At 49.9% G+C, this 16,180-nt stretch carries 16 protein-coding genes; 6 read left to right on the forward strand and 10 right to left on the reverse strand.

Features of this window, described 5'->3' with window-relative positions:
* Positions 1 to 1,365, reverse strand: a complete 1,365-nt coding sequence (locus ACZ5ZV_RS10745) for a TIGR01777 family oxidoreductase (RefSeq protein WP_464117016.1) — start codon at positions 1,363 to 1,365, stop codon at positions 1 to 3.
* Positions 1,366 to 1,373: 8 nt separating this feature from the next.
* The gene (locus tag ACZ5ZV_RS10750) at positions 1,374 to 2,681 is read right to left on the reverse strand and encodes a cryptochrome/photolyase family protein (RefSeq protein WP_464117017.1); all 1,308 of its coding nucleotides are present in this window, start codon (positions 2,679 to 2,681) and stop codon (positions 1,374 to 1,376) included.
* Positions 2,682 to 2,729: 48 nt separating this feature from the next.
* On the opposite strand from ACZ5ZV_RS10750, the gene ACZ5ZV_RS10755 reads away from it, so the two are divergent.
* On the forward strand, positions 2,730 to 4,130 hold the full coding sequence (locus tag ACZ5ZV_RS10755) for an ABC1 kinase family protein (RefSeq protein WP_464117018.1): 1,401 nt from the start codon (positions 2,730 to 2,732) through the stop codon (positions 4,128 to 4,130).
* Between the two features lie 4 nt (positions 4,131 to 4,134).
* Positions 4,135 to 4,626 carry a TlpA family protein disulfide reductase gene (locus ACZ5ZV_RS10760; RefSeq protein WP_464117019.1) on the forward strand — a complete coding sequence of 164 codons (492 nt, stop codon included), beginning with the start codon at positions 4,135 to 4,137 and terminating at the stop codon, positions 4,624 to 4,626.
* A 3-nt stretch (positions 4,627 to 4,629) separates the two neighbouring features.
* On the opposite strand, the gene ACZ5ZV_RS10765 is transcribed toward ACZ5ZV_RS10760, so the two are convergent.
* From ACZ5ZV_RS10765 to ACZ5ZV_RS10790, 6 genes are all read right to left on the reverse strand, one after another.
* A complete protein-coding gene (locus ACZ5ZV_RS10765; RefSeq protein WP_464117020.1) occupies positions 4,630 to 5,871 on the reverse strand; it encodes an EF-hand domain-containing protein in 1,242 nt (413 codons plus the stop codon).
* Positions 5,872 to 5,893: 22 nt separating this feature from the next.
* Positions 5,894 to 6,919, reverse strand: a complete 1,026-nt coding sequence (locus ACZ5ZV_RS10770) for a hypothetical protein (RefSeq protein ID WP_464117021.1) — start codon at positions 6,917 to 6,919, stop codon at positions 5,894 to 5,896.
* Positions 6,916 to 7,380, reverse strand: a complete 465-nt coding sequence (locus ACZ5ZV_RS10775) for a hypothetical protein (RefSeq protein ID WP_464117022.1) — start codon at positions 7,378 to 7,380, stop codon at positions 6,916 to 6,918. The genes ACZ5ZV_RS10770 and ACZ5ZV_RS10775 overlap by 4 nt, the downstream gene beginning before the upstream one ends.
* The gene (locus tag ACZ5ZV_RS10780) at positions 7,377 to 10,304 is read right to left on the reverse strand and encodes a hypothetical protein (RefSeq protein ID WP_464117023.1); all 2,928 of its coding nucleotides are present in this window, start codon (positions 10,302 to 10,304) and stop codon (positions 7,377 to 7,379) included. Before ACZ5ZV_RS10780 ends, ACZ5ZV_RS10775 begins: the two co-directional genes overlap by 4 nt.
* Before the next feature lie 234 nt (positions 10,305 to 10,538).
* A complete protein-coding gene (locus tag ACZ5ZV_RS10785; protein ID WP_464117024.1) occupies positions 10,539 to 11,384 on the reverse strand; it encodes a cation diffusion facilitator family transporter in 846 nt (281 codons plus the stop codon).
* On the reverse strand, positions 11,381 to 11,545 hold the full coding sequence (locus ACZ5ZV_RS10790; protein ID WP_464117025.1) for a hypothetical protein: 165 nt from the start codon (positions 11,543 to 11,545) through the stop codon (positions 11,381 to 11,383). The genes ACZ5ZV_RS10785 and ACZ5ZV_RS10790 overlap by 4 nt, the downstream gene beginning before the upstream one ends.
* A gap of 17 nt (positions 11,546 to 11,562) precedes the next feature.
* Here ACZ5ZV_RS10790 and ACZ5ZV_RS10795 point away from each other — a divergent pair, with 17 nt between their 5' ends.
* Positions 11,563 to 12,471, forward strand: coding sequence for a COX15/CtaA family protein (locus ACZ5ZV_RS10795; protein WP_464117026.1), 909 nt, complete (start codon positions 11,563 to 11,565; stop codon positions 12,469 to 12,471).
* A gap of 48 nt (positions 12,472 to 12,519) precedes the next feature.
* Here ACZ5ZV_RS10795 and ACZ5ZV_RS10800 read toward each other — a convergent pair whose 3' ends face one another.
* Complete coding sequence (locus ACZ5ZV_RS10800) at positions 12,520 to 13,137, reverse strand: LON peptidase substrate-binding domain-containing protein (protein WP_464117027.1); 618 nt, start codon at positions 13,135 to 13,137, stop codon at positions 12,520 to 12,522.
* Between the two features lie 72 nt (positions 13,138 to 13,209).
* Between ACZ5ZV_RS10800 and ACZ5ZV_RS10805 the strand changes: the two genes are divergently transcribed.
* The gene (locus tag ACZ5ZV_RS10805) at positions 13,210 to 13,605 is read left to right on the forward strand and encodes a thiol-disulfide oxidoreductase DCC family protein (RefSeq protein ID WP_464117028.1); all 396 of its coding nucleotides are present in this window, start codon (positions 13,210 to 13,212) and stop codon (positions 13,603 to 13,605) included.
* Here ACZ5ZV_RS10805 and ACZ5ZV_RS10810 read toward each other — a convergent pair.
* A complete protein-coding gene (locus tag ACZ5ZV_RS10810; RefSeq protein WP_464117029.1) occupies positions 13,602 to 14,018 on the reverse strand; it encodes a (deoxy)nucleoside triphosphate pyrophosphohydrolase in 417 nt (138 codons plus the stop codon). The genes ACZ5ZV_RS10805 and ACZ5ZV_RS10810 overlap by 4 nt on opposite strands.
* Positions 14,019 to 14,191: 173 nt before the next feature.
* Between ACZ5ZV_RS10810 and ACZ5ZV_RS10815 the strand changes: the two genes are divergently transcribed.
* Positions 14,192 to 15,799 (forward strand): Na/Pi cotransporter family protein, encoded by a 1,608-nt coding sequence (locus ACZ5ZV_RS10815; RefSeq protein WP_464117030.1) that lies wholly within the window; start codon positions 14,192 to 14,194, stop codon positions 15,797 to 15,799.
* Entirely contained in the window at positions 15,796 to 16,143 is a 348-nt protein-coding gene (locus ACZ5ZV_RS10820; RefSeq protein ID WP_464117031.1) for a DMT family protein, read from the forward strand. Before ACZ5ZV_RS10815 ends, ACZ5ZV_RS10820 begins: the two co-directional genes overlap by 4 nt.
* Positions 16,144 to 16,180 lie beyond the last annotated feature (37 nt).

Below are 16,180 nucleotides of genomic sequence, written 5' to 3' on the forward strand. Positions count from 1 at the left end.
CTAAAGGTGATCGTTAAGCCCCTCTGAGGCAATGAACTTGCGACGGAAGGAGAAGATATTCTCCACATCCTTACGCACAAAGCGACTGGCCATCAGCCAGCCAAGGTATCCCATCGGCAAACGGTAGCGCACCCGATCCACCATCAGAGTTCCCCCACAGAAGGGACGGAACTCGTGCGTATGATGCCAAAGCCGATAGGGGCCTTTGAGCTGATTGTCCACGAACTTAAACGGCGGTTGCCATTCATCTATCTCGGTCTTCCATTTGGCTGGCACACCATGAATTTTCAGACGATAATCGATATGTGTCCCCTGGCCAATTTCCGGGGTCGACATTCCTTCAATTTCAAAATTCAATGTCGGTGGAGTGATCTTTTCCAGATTGTGTGCCTCTTTGAAAAACGGGAAAAGTTTTTCCGGAAGCAGGGGCACAAACTGCTCGGCCACAAAGACCTCCTCGCCTTGCTTGAACGGGGCGCATATTTCCCCCAAAGCCTCGGCAAGATTGTCGTACTGAAACTTATAGCCCCACTCCCGAGCCTTGTCGGCACATCCTCGGCTGGAAGACACCAGCACCTGCGCCATCTCGCCAAAAAGAAGATTCAGTGCGAACATCGGGACCGCCGGCCCCAGACGAGCCCCCACCGCGTGCGCCAGCGCCTGGGAAAAATCACGATTGGTCACTGGGAACGGAGCCACACCATTCATCGGTCCGTGCGCCTGAGGGTTTTCCAAAGCCAGCAAGAACAGTCCCACAATGTCCTTGATGTGAATCCAACTCATCCACTGCTCGCCCGAGCCCAGAACGCCGCCCACCCCGCTACGGAAGGGGAAAAGCATCTGATCCAGAGCCCCACCCTGACGCGCTAAAACCACTCCGGTACGAATGAAGACCGTGCGACCAGGAGCCCGGGCAGCAGCAGCCTCCCACTCTTTGCAAAGCTTGGCCAGGAAATCCTGACCAACCACTCCGTCCTCGGTCAGCACTTCAGATCCACTGTCACCATAAAAACCAATCGCTGATCCCGAAACAAACACCTTCAGTGTCTTCGGCAAAGACTGCACCAGATTTTTCGTGGCAGTGACCCGTGACTCATAGATCTTTTTCTTTTTTTCCTCTGTCCAGCGACTGCCGGCGATGGATTCACCCATCAGATTAATCACGGCCTCCATCTGCTCCAGACGGGCATCCTGCAAAGGTGCGTGACTCAAATCCCCCTCAAGGACCTGACAGGGAAAAGGCAAAAGCTCTTTGGCTTTTTGCGCACTTCGACTGACGACAAAAAGATCATGTCCTTTTTCAGCCAGAATCTTTCCCAGCTCTCGACCAATAAGTCCGGTGGCTCCAGTGATAAGAATGCGCATAACTTCCCCTATTTTTTCAATACTTGAGTAAAAGCCTGCAGGCAGCGCCCGCGGGCTTCGTTGTGATCCACCATCGGTTCAGGATACCGGACTGTTCCCCATTCAGGAACCCACTTCTTCACATACTCGCCTTTTGGATCAAACTTGTCCAGTTGGGCGGAAGGATTGAAGATTCGGAAGTAAGGAGCTGCATCACAGCCCGAACCCGCCGCCCACTGCCAGTTACCATTGTTGGCAGCCAGATCATAATCCAATAGTTTTTTGGCAAAGTATCTTTCGCCTTCGCGCCAGTGAATCAGCAGATGTTTGCACAGAAAACTTGCCACCACCATCCGCACCCGGTTGTGCATGTAACCCGTGGCATTGAGTTCTCGCATACCCGCATCCACCAGAGGATAACCGGTTTGACCGTCACACCAGCGCTGGAAATCCTTGGGGGCCCGGCGCCAGGCAATCTTGTCATACTCCGGACGGAAGCTGTGTGTTTCCACCTGGGGATAGTGCCACAGGATCTGCATAAAGAAATCACGCCAGATCAGCTCACTCAACCAGACGTCTGAATGCTTTTGTCCTTCGCGCGCTAGCTCACGCACGCTGACGGTTCCAAAACGCAAATGTAATCCCAGGTGCGAGGTTCCCTTGCTGTTGGCCGGAAAGTCCCTTTCCTTGGCATATGCTTTCAGCATTTTTGTCGAAAGCTCCAACGGCGGGAATTCAATCTTGGTTCTGACAAAGCCCAGCTCCTGCAACGAAACCATCGATTCCGCAGCGCGAACCTTCAAGAAGCTGCTTTCGTAAAGCTCGTTTGGATAAGACTTCAAATAAAAGCCATCCAGCGTCTTAAGGACTTTGTTTTTATAAGGAGTGTACACCGTGTAGGGCTTCCCGCTGTCGGTCAGAATCTCGTCCTTTTCAAACAGGGTCTGATCTTTGAATGTTTTAAATTCAATCTTTTGCTCTCGCGCCCAGGCTGCGACCTTCTCATCGCGCTTGCGCGCGGCAGGTTCATAGTCGTGATTGGCGTAGATGGCCTTGATCGAGTGCTCTGCGGCTAACGCCCGCAACACCTCTAATGGACTGCCATGGCGCACTAGCAAATCCGAAGTTTTTTTCTGCAGCTGCATCTTAAGATCTGACACGGTGTCATAAATGAAAGTCACACGCGGGTCCGCGGTATCGTCGAGCTTACTGAGGATCTCGGTGTCAAAGATAAACAGAGGCAATACGTCCTGCTGTTCTTTCAGGGCATGATAAAGACCCGCATTGTCATCAAGACGAAGATCCCGGCGAAACCAAAACAATGTGATTTTTGACATAGGAATAAAAGTTTAACATTCCAGCGACTTAAGGTAAATTGACATCCTATGGACGACAAAAAGTCTGCCAAAAAACAAAATAAGCAGATCGAACGGATTAAGTCGTCTGTTTTCTCTCGCAGCCTCTCCTTGGCGAAACTCACGCTTCAGGCCGGAGCCTCTATTGCTCAGCACGGTGTGACCACCGCTCTGAAAAGTAAAGAAAGTAAAGAAGACAACTGGAAGCAGCTACTGCAGAATCAAGCCCTGAATATCAGTTCCGAACTGGGTGAACTCAAAGGCAGCCTGATGAAGGCCGGCCAGATGCTATCCATGTATGGTGAGCATTTTCTGCCACCGGAAGCCAATCAGCTTTTAAAGTCTCTGCAACATGACTCCCCGCCTCTTTCCTGGGAGGCCATTGAACCCAGCCTGAATAAACATCTTCCCCCGGAAAAACGAGACCTTTTAGAGATTGAAAAAGAAGCCTTGGCTTCCGCCTCCATGGGACAGGTCCACCGGGCTCGTATCAAGGCCACGGGTGAAAGTATTGTTCTGAAAATACAGTACCCCAATGTGGACCGGGCCATCGACAGTGACCTGCGCGCCATACGCACACTGCTGGGCACCCTGAAGCTGCTCCCTAAAGACTTCAACATGGATCCGATCTTTGCTGAAGTTCGTGAAATGCTGATCCAAGAAACAGACTATGAGCTGGAAGCCCAGCTGACCGAGCAGTTCTATGAACGCCTGGCCGGTGATTCCCGCTATGTCGTCCCCCGGGTTTTACGTGAATTTTCAGGTCCCAAGATTCTGGCCACTTCCTTTGAACGCGGACTGCGCGCCGACGACACCTTGATTCAAAGCCTGCCACAAGAGCGCCGCAACCGACTGGCATTGAACTTTTTGGATCTCTACTTCAAGGAGGTTTTTGACTGGGGCGTGGTGCAGACAGACCCTCATGCCGGAAACTATCGCATCCGCATTGACCCCCAAGGCCGGGACCAATTGGTTCTTTTTGATTTCGGGGCGACCCGAGCCTATGACCTGGATTTTCTGACTCCTTACCGTCGTATGGTCAAAGGGTCTTTGTTAAACGAAAGAGATCTTTTCCTGCAAGCCGCCCGCGATCTGCGCTTTATTCGCGACAATGATGACCCCGAGCTCAAAAGGCTTTTTGAGGAATTCTGCTTTGAAACTGTCGAGCCCTTTATTGAATATTCGGACCCTCGCAACAGTGAGGGACAGATTGATGTGGATGGCACTTACGACTGGAAGAACACCACTTTGCCGCAAAGACTTTCCAAAAAAGTCTTTCAAATCATCCGGGGTTTCCATTTCCGCTCACCTCCACGCGAAATTATTTTTCTGGATCGTAAAACCGGCGGAGTTTTCATCTTTCTGGCAGTCTTACGAGCTAAGATTCGCGGCCGCGACCTGTTGTTAAAATATATTGAAAGGATACCTTAACTTTATGACAGCGCTCTTTCTGGCCTTTTTCCTGTTTGCGGCGGGCAGCCCGGCTCTGGCGAAAAACTCTGTTCCTGAAATTGAATTTAAGAAACTTCCAACGGTCAAACTCAACTCCCACGATATCTCGAGTTTGAAGGACCTTCACGGCAAGGTTGTACTTGTGGACTTCTGGGCCTCATGGTGCAGTCCCTGTAAGGAAGCACTTCCCCACTACAGCAAGCTTTATGAAAAGTACAAAAGCAAAGGGCTGGTGGTTATTGGCATCAATGAAGATGATGACATCGCCGAGAGGGATGCTTTTTTAAAAGCCATGCCGGTTCCATTTCCACTTTTCTTTGACCAGGACAAATCGGCCGTTGCCGACTTTCAGGTAAAGGCCCTGCCCACGCTGTATGTCTTCAACAAAAAACTAAAGCCTGTGGCCATGCATCGGGGGTTTGATGCCAAGGACACACAGGCTTTGGAAAAACAGATTCAGGAACTTCTGAAATAAGTTTTACTTCTGACTCAGACGGGTTTCCACCGGCGCCAGCCAGATATCGACAATTTTACCTTTTTTGACTTTACCTTTTTCCTTAAACCAGAAGTCCGCAGTTTCGCGCGCTTCTGCATGAGGCCCCAAAGGAGTCACAATGTTTTCCTGGTATTTCAAAGAGACTTTAACAATGCGTTTATGAAGTTTTTCAACTTCTTCCTTCTGGGAAATACCATCACCATTTTTATCATTCCAAATCACCAGCTTCTTGAAGTCCTTGTCGCGATGATCAATCACACCATCTTTATTGGTGTCCATCTTCTTCAGAACTTCAAAACCGTTTTCAGCGCTGGCATTGTCACCAAACAGCTCGTCTTTTTTATCAATCATGCCGGACTTGTCCCGATCCAAAGCCACGAACCAGCCTGGGGAACCTGCATCCGGCCAATGGGTCTTGCCAAAGGGATTCAGCGGGAAATCGCTGGTGTTTTTAAACTCTGGACGACCGTCATCGAAGAATACCATCAGCGGCGACCAGTAACCGCCACAGAAACCGGTTTCCCCGGGGAAGGCCACGTTGATTTCAACATTGGATTTATCTGAGGAAACAGAGATACCCCCGAAAGATGCGGAGACCGCACCGGATTTACCCATATAATCACCACAAGGATAAGTCGGGATATATGAGGAGTATCCATAGCCACCATAGACGGCACCACCGTTACAGTTTTGCACCGTCTGCGAGAAACTATAGCTCTTCAGATAGATATCTCCATTGGCAGGAATAGTGACATTCCCGGCAGCATCCACCGTCACACCCGTTGGAATCGGTGTATTCAGAATGACAGAGTTTCCGAAGATGGCCGCCTTACCTCCGTTGGGAATAGAAACGTTGGAAGAGTCAATCTCTTGAATCTTGCCAGCCATCGCCATGCCTTCAGGTCGCACCACCAGAGCGGGGTACTTCACAGAGATTGGATAGTCCTTGCCCCCGATGGAGACAACCAGGCTTGCATTCACAATAGCACTGACAGCCAAAGGATTCCCCACCCCGCGCAGATTTGTGGCAAAGCAGGAATTATTGATCTTGATAACAGTGGAGGTTTTACCGGAACGCGTGACCATTCCAGACGCCGGGGCGGATGTCACCGAATCCCCCGAACTGACACTGTTTACTGCCATAGGGAAGTCTTTGTCAGCGGCCTGCACTGAGAAACTCAATGCAGAAAGCGCCACAATCCCCCAAATTTTTACGTACCTCATATTTCCCCCTTACACCCCGGAATTACAGACCTGCCGTCTGCTGTCCCGTGGTGGATTTCTTCTGTGACTTAATAATTTTGAAATAAATCATGCGCTTTAAAACGGAATCTCTTTTCAGCTGCAAGGATTCAATTTTATCCGCCAGCAACATCGGCGCGGACCATCGCCCGCTTTCGTAAGTTTGCTTGAAAAGTTTTGCCGGTGTCCCTTCAAGGGATTCATCCTTTTCCGGTTCCACGTAATAGCGGACCATGCGCACCGGACGCAGACGAACAATCGCCTGCCCCCCGCCAATGGATGGAGCCCGTCGCAGGAACGTATCCACGCTGTCCATCAAAACATTGGACTGGGGATTGCGCATATCAATCATTTCACGAATGGTGGCATCATTCACCACCGCATCATTTTTAATCATACCGACAAAGACCGGACTGCGCGGCGCCACCTTCATGTTCACATTCCCGGCAGTATCCACCGGGCGCAAACGGGCTGGTGTGTCCAGCATCAACATGCGACCATTGGTCCAGAAATCAGGATTTGATGCCTTGTAAAGATTCGACACCCAGTGATTTCTATTAAGACCCTGGAATTGCAAAGTGGCTGCGGTGTTAAAATCATCCGGCGCTTTTCCCACTTCATAAGCCGCCACAGGATCATAGTTGGCCAGCGGTCCGGCTTTAACATCCTGAACCAGGATCACCATCTCCTTGCGGGTGCTTCCCTTACCCAGGCCCAACTGAATACTGCGATCCAGGCGTCCGGGAACGCTGTTGGCTGGAAGATCCGGATAGTAGTCAAAGAATAAAAGCTTGTTGTCATCTCTTAAGGTCAGATTGTTATAAGACGGGTCAATGCCGTTGAAGTCCATGAACAGAATCCGCTCCGCCAAATTGGTGTCAATGGACTCTTCCAGTTGGTTTTTCAACTTCAATTGGTCTTTGGTCACAAACAACTGCGTGGTGACCATGATGGTCGTCAGCATGGCGACCAGACCAATCCCAATCATCATTTCGACTGCGGTAAAACCGCGATTGTTAAACTTCATCATTTTGCACTCACCACAAAAATATAATCACGGAAAGCTTCGTTCTTTTCCTTCCATGAAGTATGAGTCATGCGTAAAGTCACTTTATACAATCCACGATAGTTCTCATAAGGCTGAATGGTGAAACCGTACCGACCGGCGCAGGTTTCACATTCTTCTTTTGGTACAGAGATTCCGTTGTCCCAGGCCATTGGCAATGTATCCGGTGCCAGAGCAGAAGAGGCCCCTTCCTTGTAGTCGAAGTTGACCTGGTAGTTTTCAACCCCGGACTTGATGTTTTCTGCAATGTCATTGATCTGTTTATCCGTGGAGGACAGTTCCACTGTGCTGCGTGTAGTATTACGCAACGACACCATACCACCCGTGAAGGCAAAACCGACGATGACAATCAGACCGAAACCCACCAGGGCTTCCACCAAGGTCTGACCTTGATTGTTCTGAATCATTCCAGTCATTTTTCTCATAGACCAGCCTCCCGAGACTGTTCAACCACGAAGAAACGCACCAAACGACGCTTACAGGTTGTATTGGATGCCCCTGCCATCAAACCACAATCCGGGTCCACAGAAGTCCACTGGAATGGATCGGCTTTGGCCCGCAGGCTGATGGTGTTACAACCACGGCGATCCGCAACCTCTTGCACGGATGGGATTGGATGCCAGATGGGCTCTCCACTATCGTCGTTGCAATTTTTGCCCGAGAACGACTTCAGGATGTTCGCCGCGCGAAGCTCCTTGGTCGCCTGAGGGTGATAGATTGCGCTCCAAGTGATACCGGCTTTCAGGGCTGTCGGATGAATCTTCATATTTCCGACGATAAATGTTCCGATAATTCGCAGCGGCGTGTTTCGTGCCTCGATCAGCAATTCATCACAGGTATAGAAGCCTGTCACGAAGCTGGAATTGGCTTTGATTGTACACTTCCCCACAATCGAGCGCACATTAAAGACCGCATTGCTTCTATTGGCATTATCAAAAACAATCTCATTCAGAATTGGGTCAGAGCCCAATTTCGAGGAAGGCAAGCCGGCAAAGTTCCAGGAACTGCGAGTTCCCGGCGCAAAGCTGACATCCCAGCCCGCACTACCGAAGGACTGCGAAGGCTTGGAGTTACGGGCCGCTTCACACTGAGCATCCAGAGTGTCAAAATCCACGGAGCTTTCTTTGAAATCAACCAACGCCGAAGAGTTCGCAGATTCTGAGACTCTGTAAGGAGCTTCAATCTGAGTGCGGCTGGAGGCCACTTTGAAGTTCAGATAGCGCACCAGATCCTTGTTGCCTCCGTCATTGGTGACAGGCTTACTGTTATAGAAGGTGTTGTCATAAGCCTGGAAGCGCAATACTGGATCCACATAGTTCCCGTTGGCATCAATCAGACTTTTCACGTTCGAGAACTTAACATTGATATTCAAACGGTCCGTCTGCAAACGCCCTGTCATACTGTAAACCGGATCCACGTCAACCACCACCACCGGTGGGTTGGCCACCCGGGTCTCATAGGCGTTCTTCTCGGAACGGGCTTTATCATAGTTATAAGAAGCCGTGTCGATCTTTGCCTTCTGACCAGGCAGTGTCGTGTTGTTATAAGTGCTGATGATTTTCTTCAGCTCTTTGATCTCTTTCTCAAGACTTTCGATTTTATCCGGATCCTGGTATTTGCCGGATGTACTGGTCGAAGTGCTTCCGCTGTCCGCCGTTGTTTCCGTTGAAACTGTTTTTTCCACGGTCGTGGTCGTGCCGGAAGTTTCCGTTGTGCCGGAAGTTTCTGTTGTGCTGGCTGGAGCTTTGGTAGGCTTAACCGGCTTGCTTTCTTCCGCGGCCAGCGCTGTTTCAGCTGTCTTTAAATCCGCACGATAACCATCCAGCTCCGACTCATAGGTATCATAGGTTTTCAAGGCCTGGTCGTAGATCTTTTTCGTGTCATTCACTGCGGTGATAAACTTATTATAGTACTCCTGAGATCCCACCGGAGCCTTCATCGTCAGCTTCCCGTCACGATCCAGCTGTCCTTCCACAGCCCGGGTTCCCAGAATCAAAGATACTTTGACCACACCGTCAGCCTGTTTTGCGTCAGCTTTGGCTGTACCATTACCCCAGTTGAAATACTCGATCGTGGAAGCATTATCCTGAGGAACAAACTTATTCCCCTGAGACAAAGCCAAACGATAGTCAAAGTCATTGGTCCACTGCGAGGTCAGACGACCCGTCAGCTCTGATTCGTAAAGCATATTTTTGGAAGCAAGCTGATTCCCACGATCGATACACTGTCGCATTAAATTTGGATCCGGAGGGGTACCACTCATCAACTTGGCAAAGTAGGAAAGCCCCAAATCCAGCCCCCCGTCGTTTTCAATCCCCTTCAGGAAACCTCCGAACGTGCGGGCATCAGACCAGTAGCGGTCCAAAGACCCACCGGCAGAGCGTGGCGAATACATTTTGTTGTTGGAATAAATCCAGCCATTCCCCAAATAAACGCGGTCCGCGAAGGTCACAGGACTGTAGCGAATGGAGTCCGGTGAAGCCTTTTCAGAGGCGTCGTCCACGGGCAAATGAATATTGCGATTCACAAAGACCGGACTTTGGAAGACCAATCCCTGACTGCCCGACAGCTCACCACGATTGCTGAACATATGAAGAGCCACATCCCCACGCGGTACGCTATAATCCCAGGACTTGTCCAGATGAAGATCGTTAGGCACCAGGAGCGCAAAAGATCCCACTTCGCGTGGATAGATGACAATAGAAGACGACAACACCAACGGTGTTGACCCCAGACGAATCGGCTCGGACGCCTTAGCTCCGGTTTTCAAGGCCACCGTGATGCGCATGTAAACTTCGCGCCCAGAACGTGGAAGATAGGGACTGTCATCCCGTTTTAAGGTTACGGCAACACCATCGACCTTCACGGTGCCACCATCCTCCGTCTTAACATCCTTTAAGGCATTCAAAACCGGAAACAGCGGGTGACTTGCGGTCACCGCACTGGCTTGAACATAGCGATTGATTTGCGCCAGACGGATATTATTTTTATCCACAGGACCGACGTTGGTTCCATTGGCAATCAGCTGACGAATGAAGTTTTCCTGCTCAACCGACATGATCAGACGCTCGACACTGCCCTGATGCGCCAGATTGCATTGATCTGACGGACTGTTTAAAAGAAGATTGTCATCCGTGAAGCAGTACTTCTGCCTGACACCAAAGATCACATAATCCAAAGTACTGTTCATGGCAAAACGAAGTTTTACCATGTTGTTGGTCTTCACAACCTGCTGCTTCTGACCAATGACGTAGTTAGTAAGGAAGTAAAACGACGTACTCATCACTGCCGTTGCTGCAAGAATCTGCAGAAGGACGTTACCCCTCTTATTACGTACCGATTTTACCATAAATGATTCCTTATTTTTTCCTAAGCTACTTATCGGCAATTACCCGGGATTCTTTAGTTGTCCGGCATTCCATAATTGATTTGAAATGTTCACTGTGCAGAGATGAAACACTTTAGGCAGGCACCCAGAACGTGTTCGATCTGAGTGTTCCATTTTTGGAAATAAAAAATCACGCCCTGAAGAAGCGGCGTGATTCACTATGAGACAGTTTTACGGAAAAGCTCTCTCGAGATCTCAATGATGCTCCGGATCCACGCACGGGGCTCCGGCAAGTTCTGTTTCGATGGTGGCTTCAACGATACCAAATTCCTTCACCATTTTTTTGATTTGATTCTTAATTTTTTCTATTTCAACCAGCCCCACATCACCCGACAAAACAACGTGACCGGTGAATACGTGGCGTTCTCCATCCAGAGACCACAAATGTCCGTGATGCACCCCTTCGACCTTTTCCACCTTCAGGATCGCAGCTTCGACATCCTCCACCTTGATCTGACTGGGGGATGCCATCAGAAACACCTTCATCGCTTCGCGAAGGTTGCGAACAACGTTATACAGAATCCAGCAAGCCAGAGCGATCGCCATCCCCGCATCCAATTGGGGCACATCAAAGAACTTCATCACAACCGCCCCGATCAAAACCATGATCCATCCCAGGACATCCTCTATCATATGCCACATCAGCATCTTCTCATTCAAAGACGTCCCCTTGGACACGCGGTAGGCAGCATAACCATTAACACCCACCCCTAACAGGGCTAGCAAAATCATCCCGTCAGCGTGCGGCTGCTCAGGGGCGAAAAGACGTGGCACCGCCTCGATCAAAATATAAATCGAACCCACGACAAGGATCATTCCTGTGAGCACCGCCCCCAAGGTGGAAAAACGGCGATAGCCATACGAGAACTGCCCATCGCTTTGTTTGTGAGAGACCTTCTCAAGAATGATCGCCAACAACATCGCCAGCGCGTCGCCGAAGTCATGAAGGGCATCACTTAAAATAGCCACACTGTTTGTCCAAAGGCCACCGACAAGCTCTATCAACGCAAAGCTTAAGTTTAAGACCAGTGCAAAGCTCATTCTGCCAACGGCCGCTCCGTGGGAATGATGATGGTGATGTCCATGACTGTGGGAGTGATGATGATGGGCGCTTTTAGATTCTGACATAGCTCATTTAACGCTTTCCAGGACGCTGAAGTCAATGCCGCCCCTGTATAGATTTGACCGATCCCGGGCCTCATGATAGTTCCAAAAGCCTATGACACGCTCTCAATACAAGAAATTTGCATTTAGCCTTCTTATTTACACAATACTCGTGATTCTATGGGGAGCATGGGTGCGCATTTCCCACTCAGGTGATGGTTGTGGTGACACCTGGCCCTTGTGCCATGGGCGCCTGATCCCCGAGGCTGAGCGTGGAAAGACCTGGGTTGAATACGGACATCGCCTGATGTCTGGTGTCTATGGTCTGGTGGTGATTTACTTCTGGTGGGTGGCCCGCAAGCTCTATCAGCCCGGTCACTTTGCACGCAAAGCGGCGGTGGCAACCCTGATCTTCACAATCACGGAAGCTTTGTTGGGTGCCAAGCTGGTGCTTTTCAAACTGGTCACCACCAACGACACTCCTTATCGCGCCTTTGTGATGGCCCTGCACCAGGTGAATTCCTTCATGTTGACCGGAGCCGTTGCGCTGGTTGCCGTCGCGGCCCTTTCGTCAACCGAAGTTCATAAATCCTCGTCACCCAAACAAGTCTATCGTTTCTTCCCGTGGATTATTGTGGCTATCGGAATCACTGGCGCCTGGGCTTCTTTGTCCAACTCTCTTTTCCCCACAGACAATCTGTGGGAGGGATTCATGGCGGATTTCTCCAGCGAGTCCCACTTCCTGATTCGCATCCGTGGCCTGCATCCACTGTTCGCGCTTTTGGGCGGTGGCGGCCTGGCACTTTACTTCTGGCTGAAAGCACAAACTGCGGAACTGGCCGAGATTCAAAAACGCTCGCTGCAGATGAGTGTCCTTTTAATTTTCGGAATTATTTTCGGTATTGCCACATTGTTGCTGCACGCCCCGGTCTGGATGAAGATCGTTCACTTAGCGCTGGCTCACAGCATTTGGGTCGTGATGCTCCAATGGGTCTACTTAATCAGGACAAAGAACCAAAACTAAAGGTTGTTCAAAAAACAACGCAGTCGATTGGGCCTTTTTCAACCGCCTCTATGTCGTGAGCTCGTTGGATTCCATCAGTCGATGCAGGAAGTGAATCTTTTCATTCAGGTCGTCGTACTCTAAAACCATCTGCTGCAAATCGTAGTCGCGCACTAGGTAAGAGGCAAAACTTCCCACGATCTCTTCGGGATGAGTCAGGTTGCGCATGAAAAGGTCTCTTTGTGCGGGGTCGGGTATATGGGTTTGAATCCAGCGGGTCAGAATTTTATGCAGGGAATTTAATTCCAGACGAAGACTTGGTTCCAGCACGGTCTTTTCAGGGATGATCTGCCCTTCACACACCATGTAAGGCGTTCCTCGATCCAAGACCTTGCCAAGCCGTAACTTGCCTTGCCCCTGAATAAAGACCAAAAGGGTTCCGTTCAATCGCTCTTCAACGATCTGAACATAGCCATAACCGGCCACCTCGCGCACAAAAGGAACCTTGTCGCCCGGCTTGACCGGCACAACCTTGGAGGGGTCTTCAATAAACCCCACAGCCACCGGAGTCTGGGTCGCAACCGCTTCCTTGATCATGGAAAGGTAGCGAGGCTCGAAAATATTCAAGGGCTTCGTGGTTCGTGGGAATAATGTCACGTTGACCAGTGGAAAAAGAAATACTTCCATGTGAACAAGACTCCTCGGCTTGATAATCTATTATAAGGACTGTAGGCTGTAATTGCTATGGAAAAGGTGGATGTGACAAATCGAAATGTGGTCTTTTTTGATGGTGTCTGCCATCTTTGTAACGGTTTTGTCGATGCTGTGATCAGCCGCGACCAAAAGCACACTTTCCTATTTGCCCCGCTTCAGGGAACCACTGCGGAATCAGTTCTGTCCCCTGAGGATCGCTCTAAACTTGATACGGTGATCTACTTTGAGGCAGGCAAATTTCACTACCGTTCCGCCGCGATTCTGAAAATCCTCACCAACTTGGGTGGAATCTACAAACTGTTCGCTTTAGCTTGGGTGATCCCTGGACCTTTGCGCGACTTCCTGTACAAAATTATCGCAAAAAATCGCTATGCCTGGTTTGGAGAGCGCGAGTTCTGTCGACTGCCCACCCCAGCGGAACGATCTTATCTTCTGCCCTAAAGAAGGCCCCGAAGCCTGGCGACAAAGGGCCTGTCCGCCGCCGATAGTTCCTCGATCTGCACTTCATCCAGTGTCTGCCACTTAAAGGCATCATGCTCTGTCAGACGCAGCTCTTCATCCCCACGCACCAAAGCCCGATAAACACGCAGACGAATCAGTTTGGTCGGATAAGCGTAGTCTTCTTCCCCGACAAGTTCCTTCACGCGAATAGAAAGGGATAGTTCCTCTTGAACCTCCCGAATCAAGGCCTGCTCCGGAGACTCCGATGGCTCGACCTTGCCCCCGGGGAACTCCCAAAAACCGGCTCCGGACTGCTCGGGTCCTCGGCGCACCACCAAGATACGTCCGCTGGGATCACCATCTCGCTGAATCACTGCCGCCACCACAAGGACGGGCTCCTGCTTCCTGGTCATGAGTATTCCTTTTGTAGGACTTAAGTATATAGCTGTATTTTGAGTTTTTTAAAGAATTGTTTTAATCTAAGAAGGTTCACGCACAGTATTGGGGCTTCCTAATTCCTGACAGTGTTGTTAGAGTAAGAGCTTTTGGGGCCCCACAGCTCACACGACTTACGGAAATACGCAGCATGATCGATTCGGGCAATTCATATTTTATACTTCTTATCAGCGGGGTTGCCCTGTTCCTTTACGGAATGAGCTTAGCCTCCTCCTCTTTAGAAAAAATCATGGCCGGGAAAATCACCGGCCTTTTAAATCACCTCTCGCAAAGTAAGTTTCTGGCCATTCTGACCGGGGTTGTGCTTACCACTTTGATGCAAAGTTCGGGTGCGGTGACGACCATGCTGGTGGGATTGGGTTCAGCCCGCGTCGTAAACCTTCGTCAGGTGATGGGGGTCATCATCGGGACTGCGGTGGGAACCACCTTGACGGTACAGTTGATCTCTTTGGATCTGACTCAGTACGCGCTGCCGGTGTTTGCCATCGCCTTTGCCTTTTACTTTAAAGCCAAGAAGACCATCTTCAAGAATCTTTCTTTGGTCTTTATGGGCTTTGGACTTTTATTCTTTGGAATGAAGCTGATCTCGATTTCATCTCATCACTTTGCTGAAAATCCGATGATGACTGAAATTTTTCAAAGCGTCCGCGACAATCCCGGCTATTCGCTTTTGATTTCCGTGGTGTTCTGCGCCTTTGTTCAAAGCAGTGCCGTCACCATTGGTCTGGCGATGAGTTTGGCGATGGTGAAAGCCATCACATTCTATGATGCCATGCTGTGGGTGTATGGCGCCAACATCGGGACCACTTCTGTTGCCTTGATTGCCGCTGCGGGAGGAAACTACATCGGCCGCCAGGTGGCCTGGGCACATTTCTTCTATAAAACCATCAGCGTGGTGATCTTCTACCCGTTCACCCAGATCTTTATCGACTTCATGCTGACCTTTGACACCACGGTCGCACGCTCCATCGCCAACGCGCATTTGATCTTTAACGTACTATCCTCGATCATCTTCTTCCCATTCATCAACAAAGGGGCGGAGATGATTGAAAAGATGTTCCCGAAAGCCGCCAGCGAAGAGTTTGGCACTGAGTTCGTGAACATGAATAACTACCAAAGTTCGGCTCTGGCCATTTCCTATGCCAATCGTGAGATCATGCGAACTGCTGACATTGTTCTGGGCATGATCAAGGACTCCATACGCCTGTTTGAAACAAACGATCCCAAGGACTTTGACTCCATCAAGGATCGCGATAATAAGGTGGATTTCCTTTATCGTGAAACCAAGATGTTCCTGCTGGATCACGCCAACAAATCCACGACCGTGGTTCACCAAAATGTCATGAACATGATCATGTTCTTAAGCGATCTGGAGCGAGCCGCGGATGCCATTGACATCAACATCCTGGCTTTGGCCATCAAGAAAAACGCCCTGAAACTGGAATTCTCTGACGAAGGCTGGGCTGAAATCCGCCAGATGCATGAACAAGTGGTTAAAGTCGCCGCCATGGCTATCAATGCCTACCAGAACAAGGATCTGGCTGAAGCCGCTATTCAATTGAAGCGCGACCTGGCCAAGACCGAAATTTCCCTGCGCGAAAATCACATCAGTCGTCTGAACAGAGGACTGAACACGTCCATCAACACCAGTTCTATTCACCTGGATTTGCTCAGTGAATACCGCCGTATTGCCAGCTTGCTATGTAACCATGCCTACAACCAGAGGTCCCAAGCATGATGAACAATGCCTACACCCCGATTGGCCTTTTGATCATTTCCAACATCTTTATGACTTTTGCTTGGTATGGGCATCTGAAGTCTTTGAAATCTTCAGCTTTGTGGCTTGTCATTCTGATCAGCTGGGGCGTGGCCTTTTTCGAGTACGTCTTTCAGGTTCCCGCTAACCGACTCGGATCGAATTACTACTCTCTGCCGCAACTGAAGATCATCCAGGAAGTCATCACCATGGTGGTGTTTGCTGGGTTTTCGGTTCTCTATATGAAACAGTCCTTGAAGCTGGACTACCTATGGGCAGGGCTTTGTTTGATCGGGGCCGTTTATTTTATATTTCGGTCACCTTAAAAAACTGCTTCCCCTATTTGGCTCATTTCAGGATATA

It is taken from the genome of Bdellovibrio sp. HAGR004 (genome assembly GCF_055397015.1).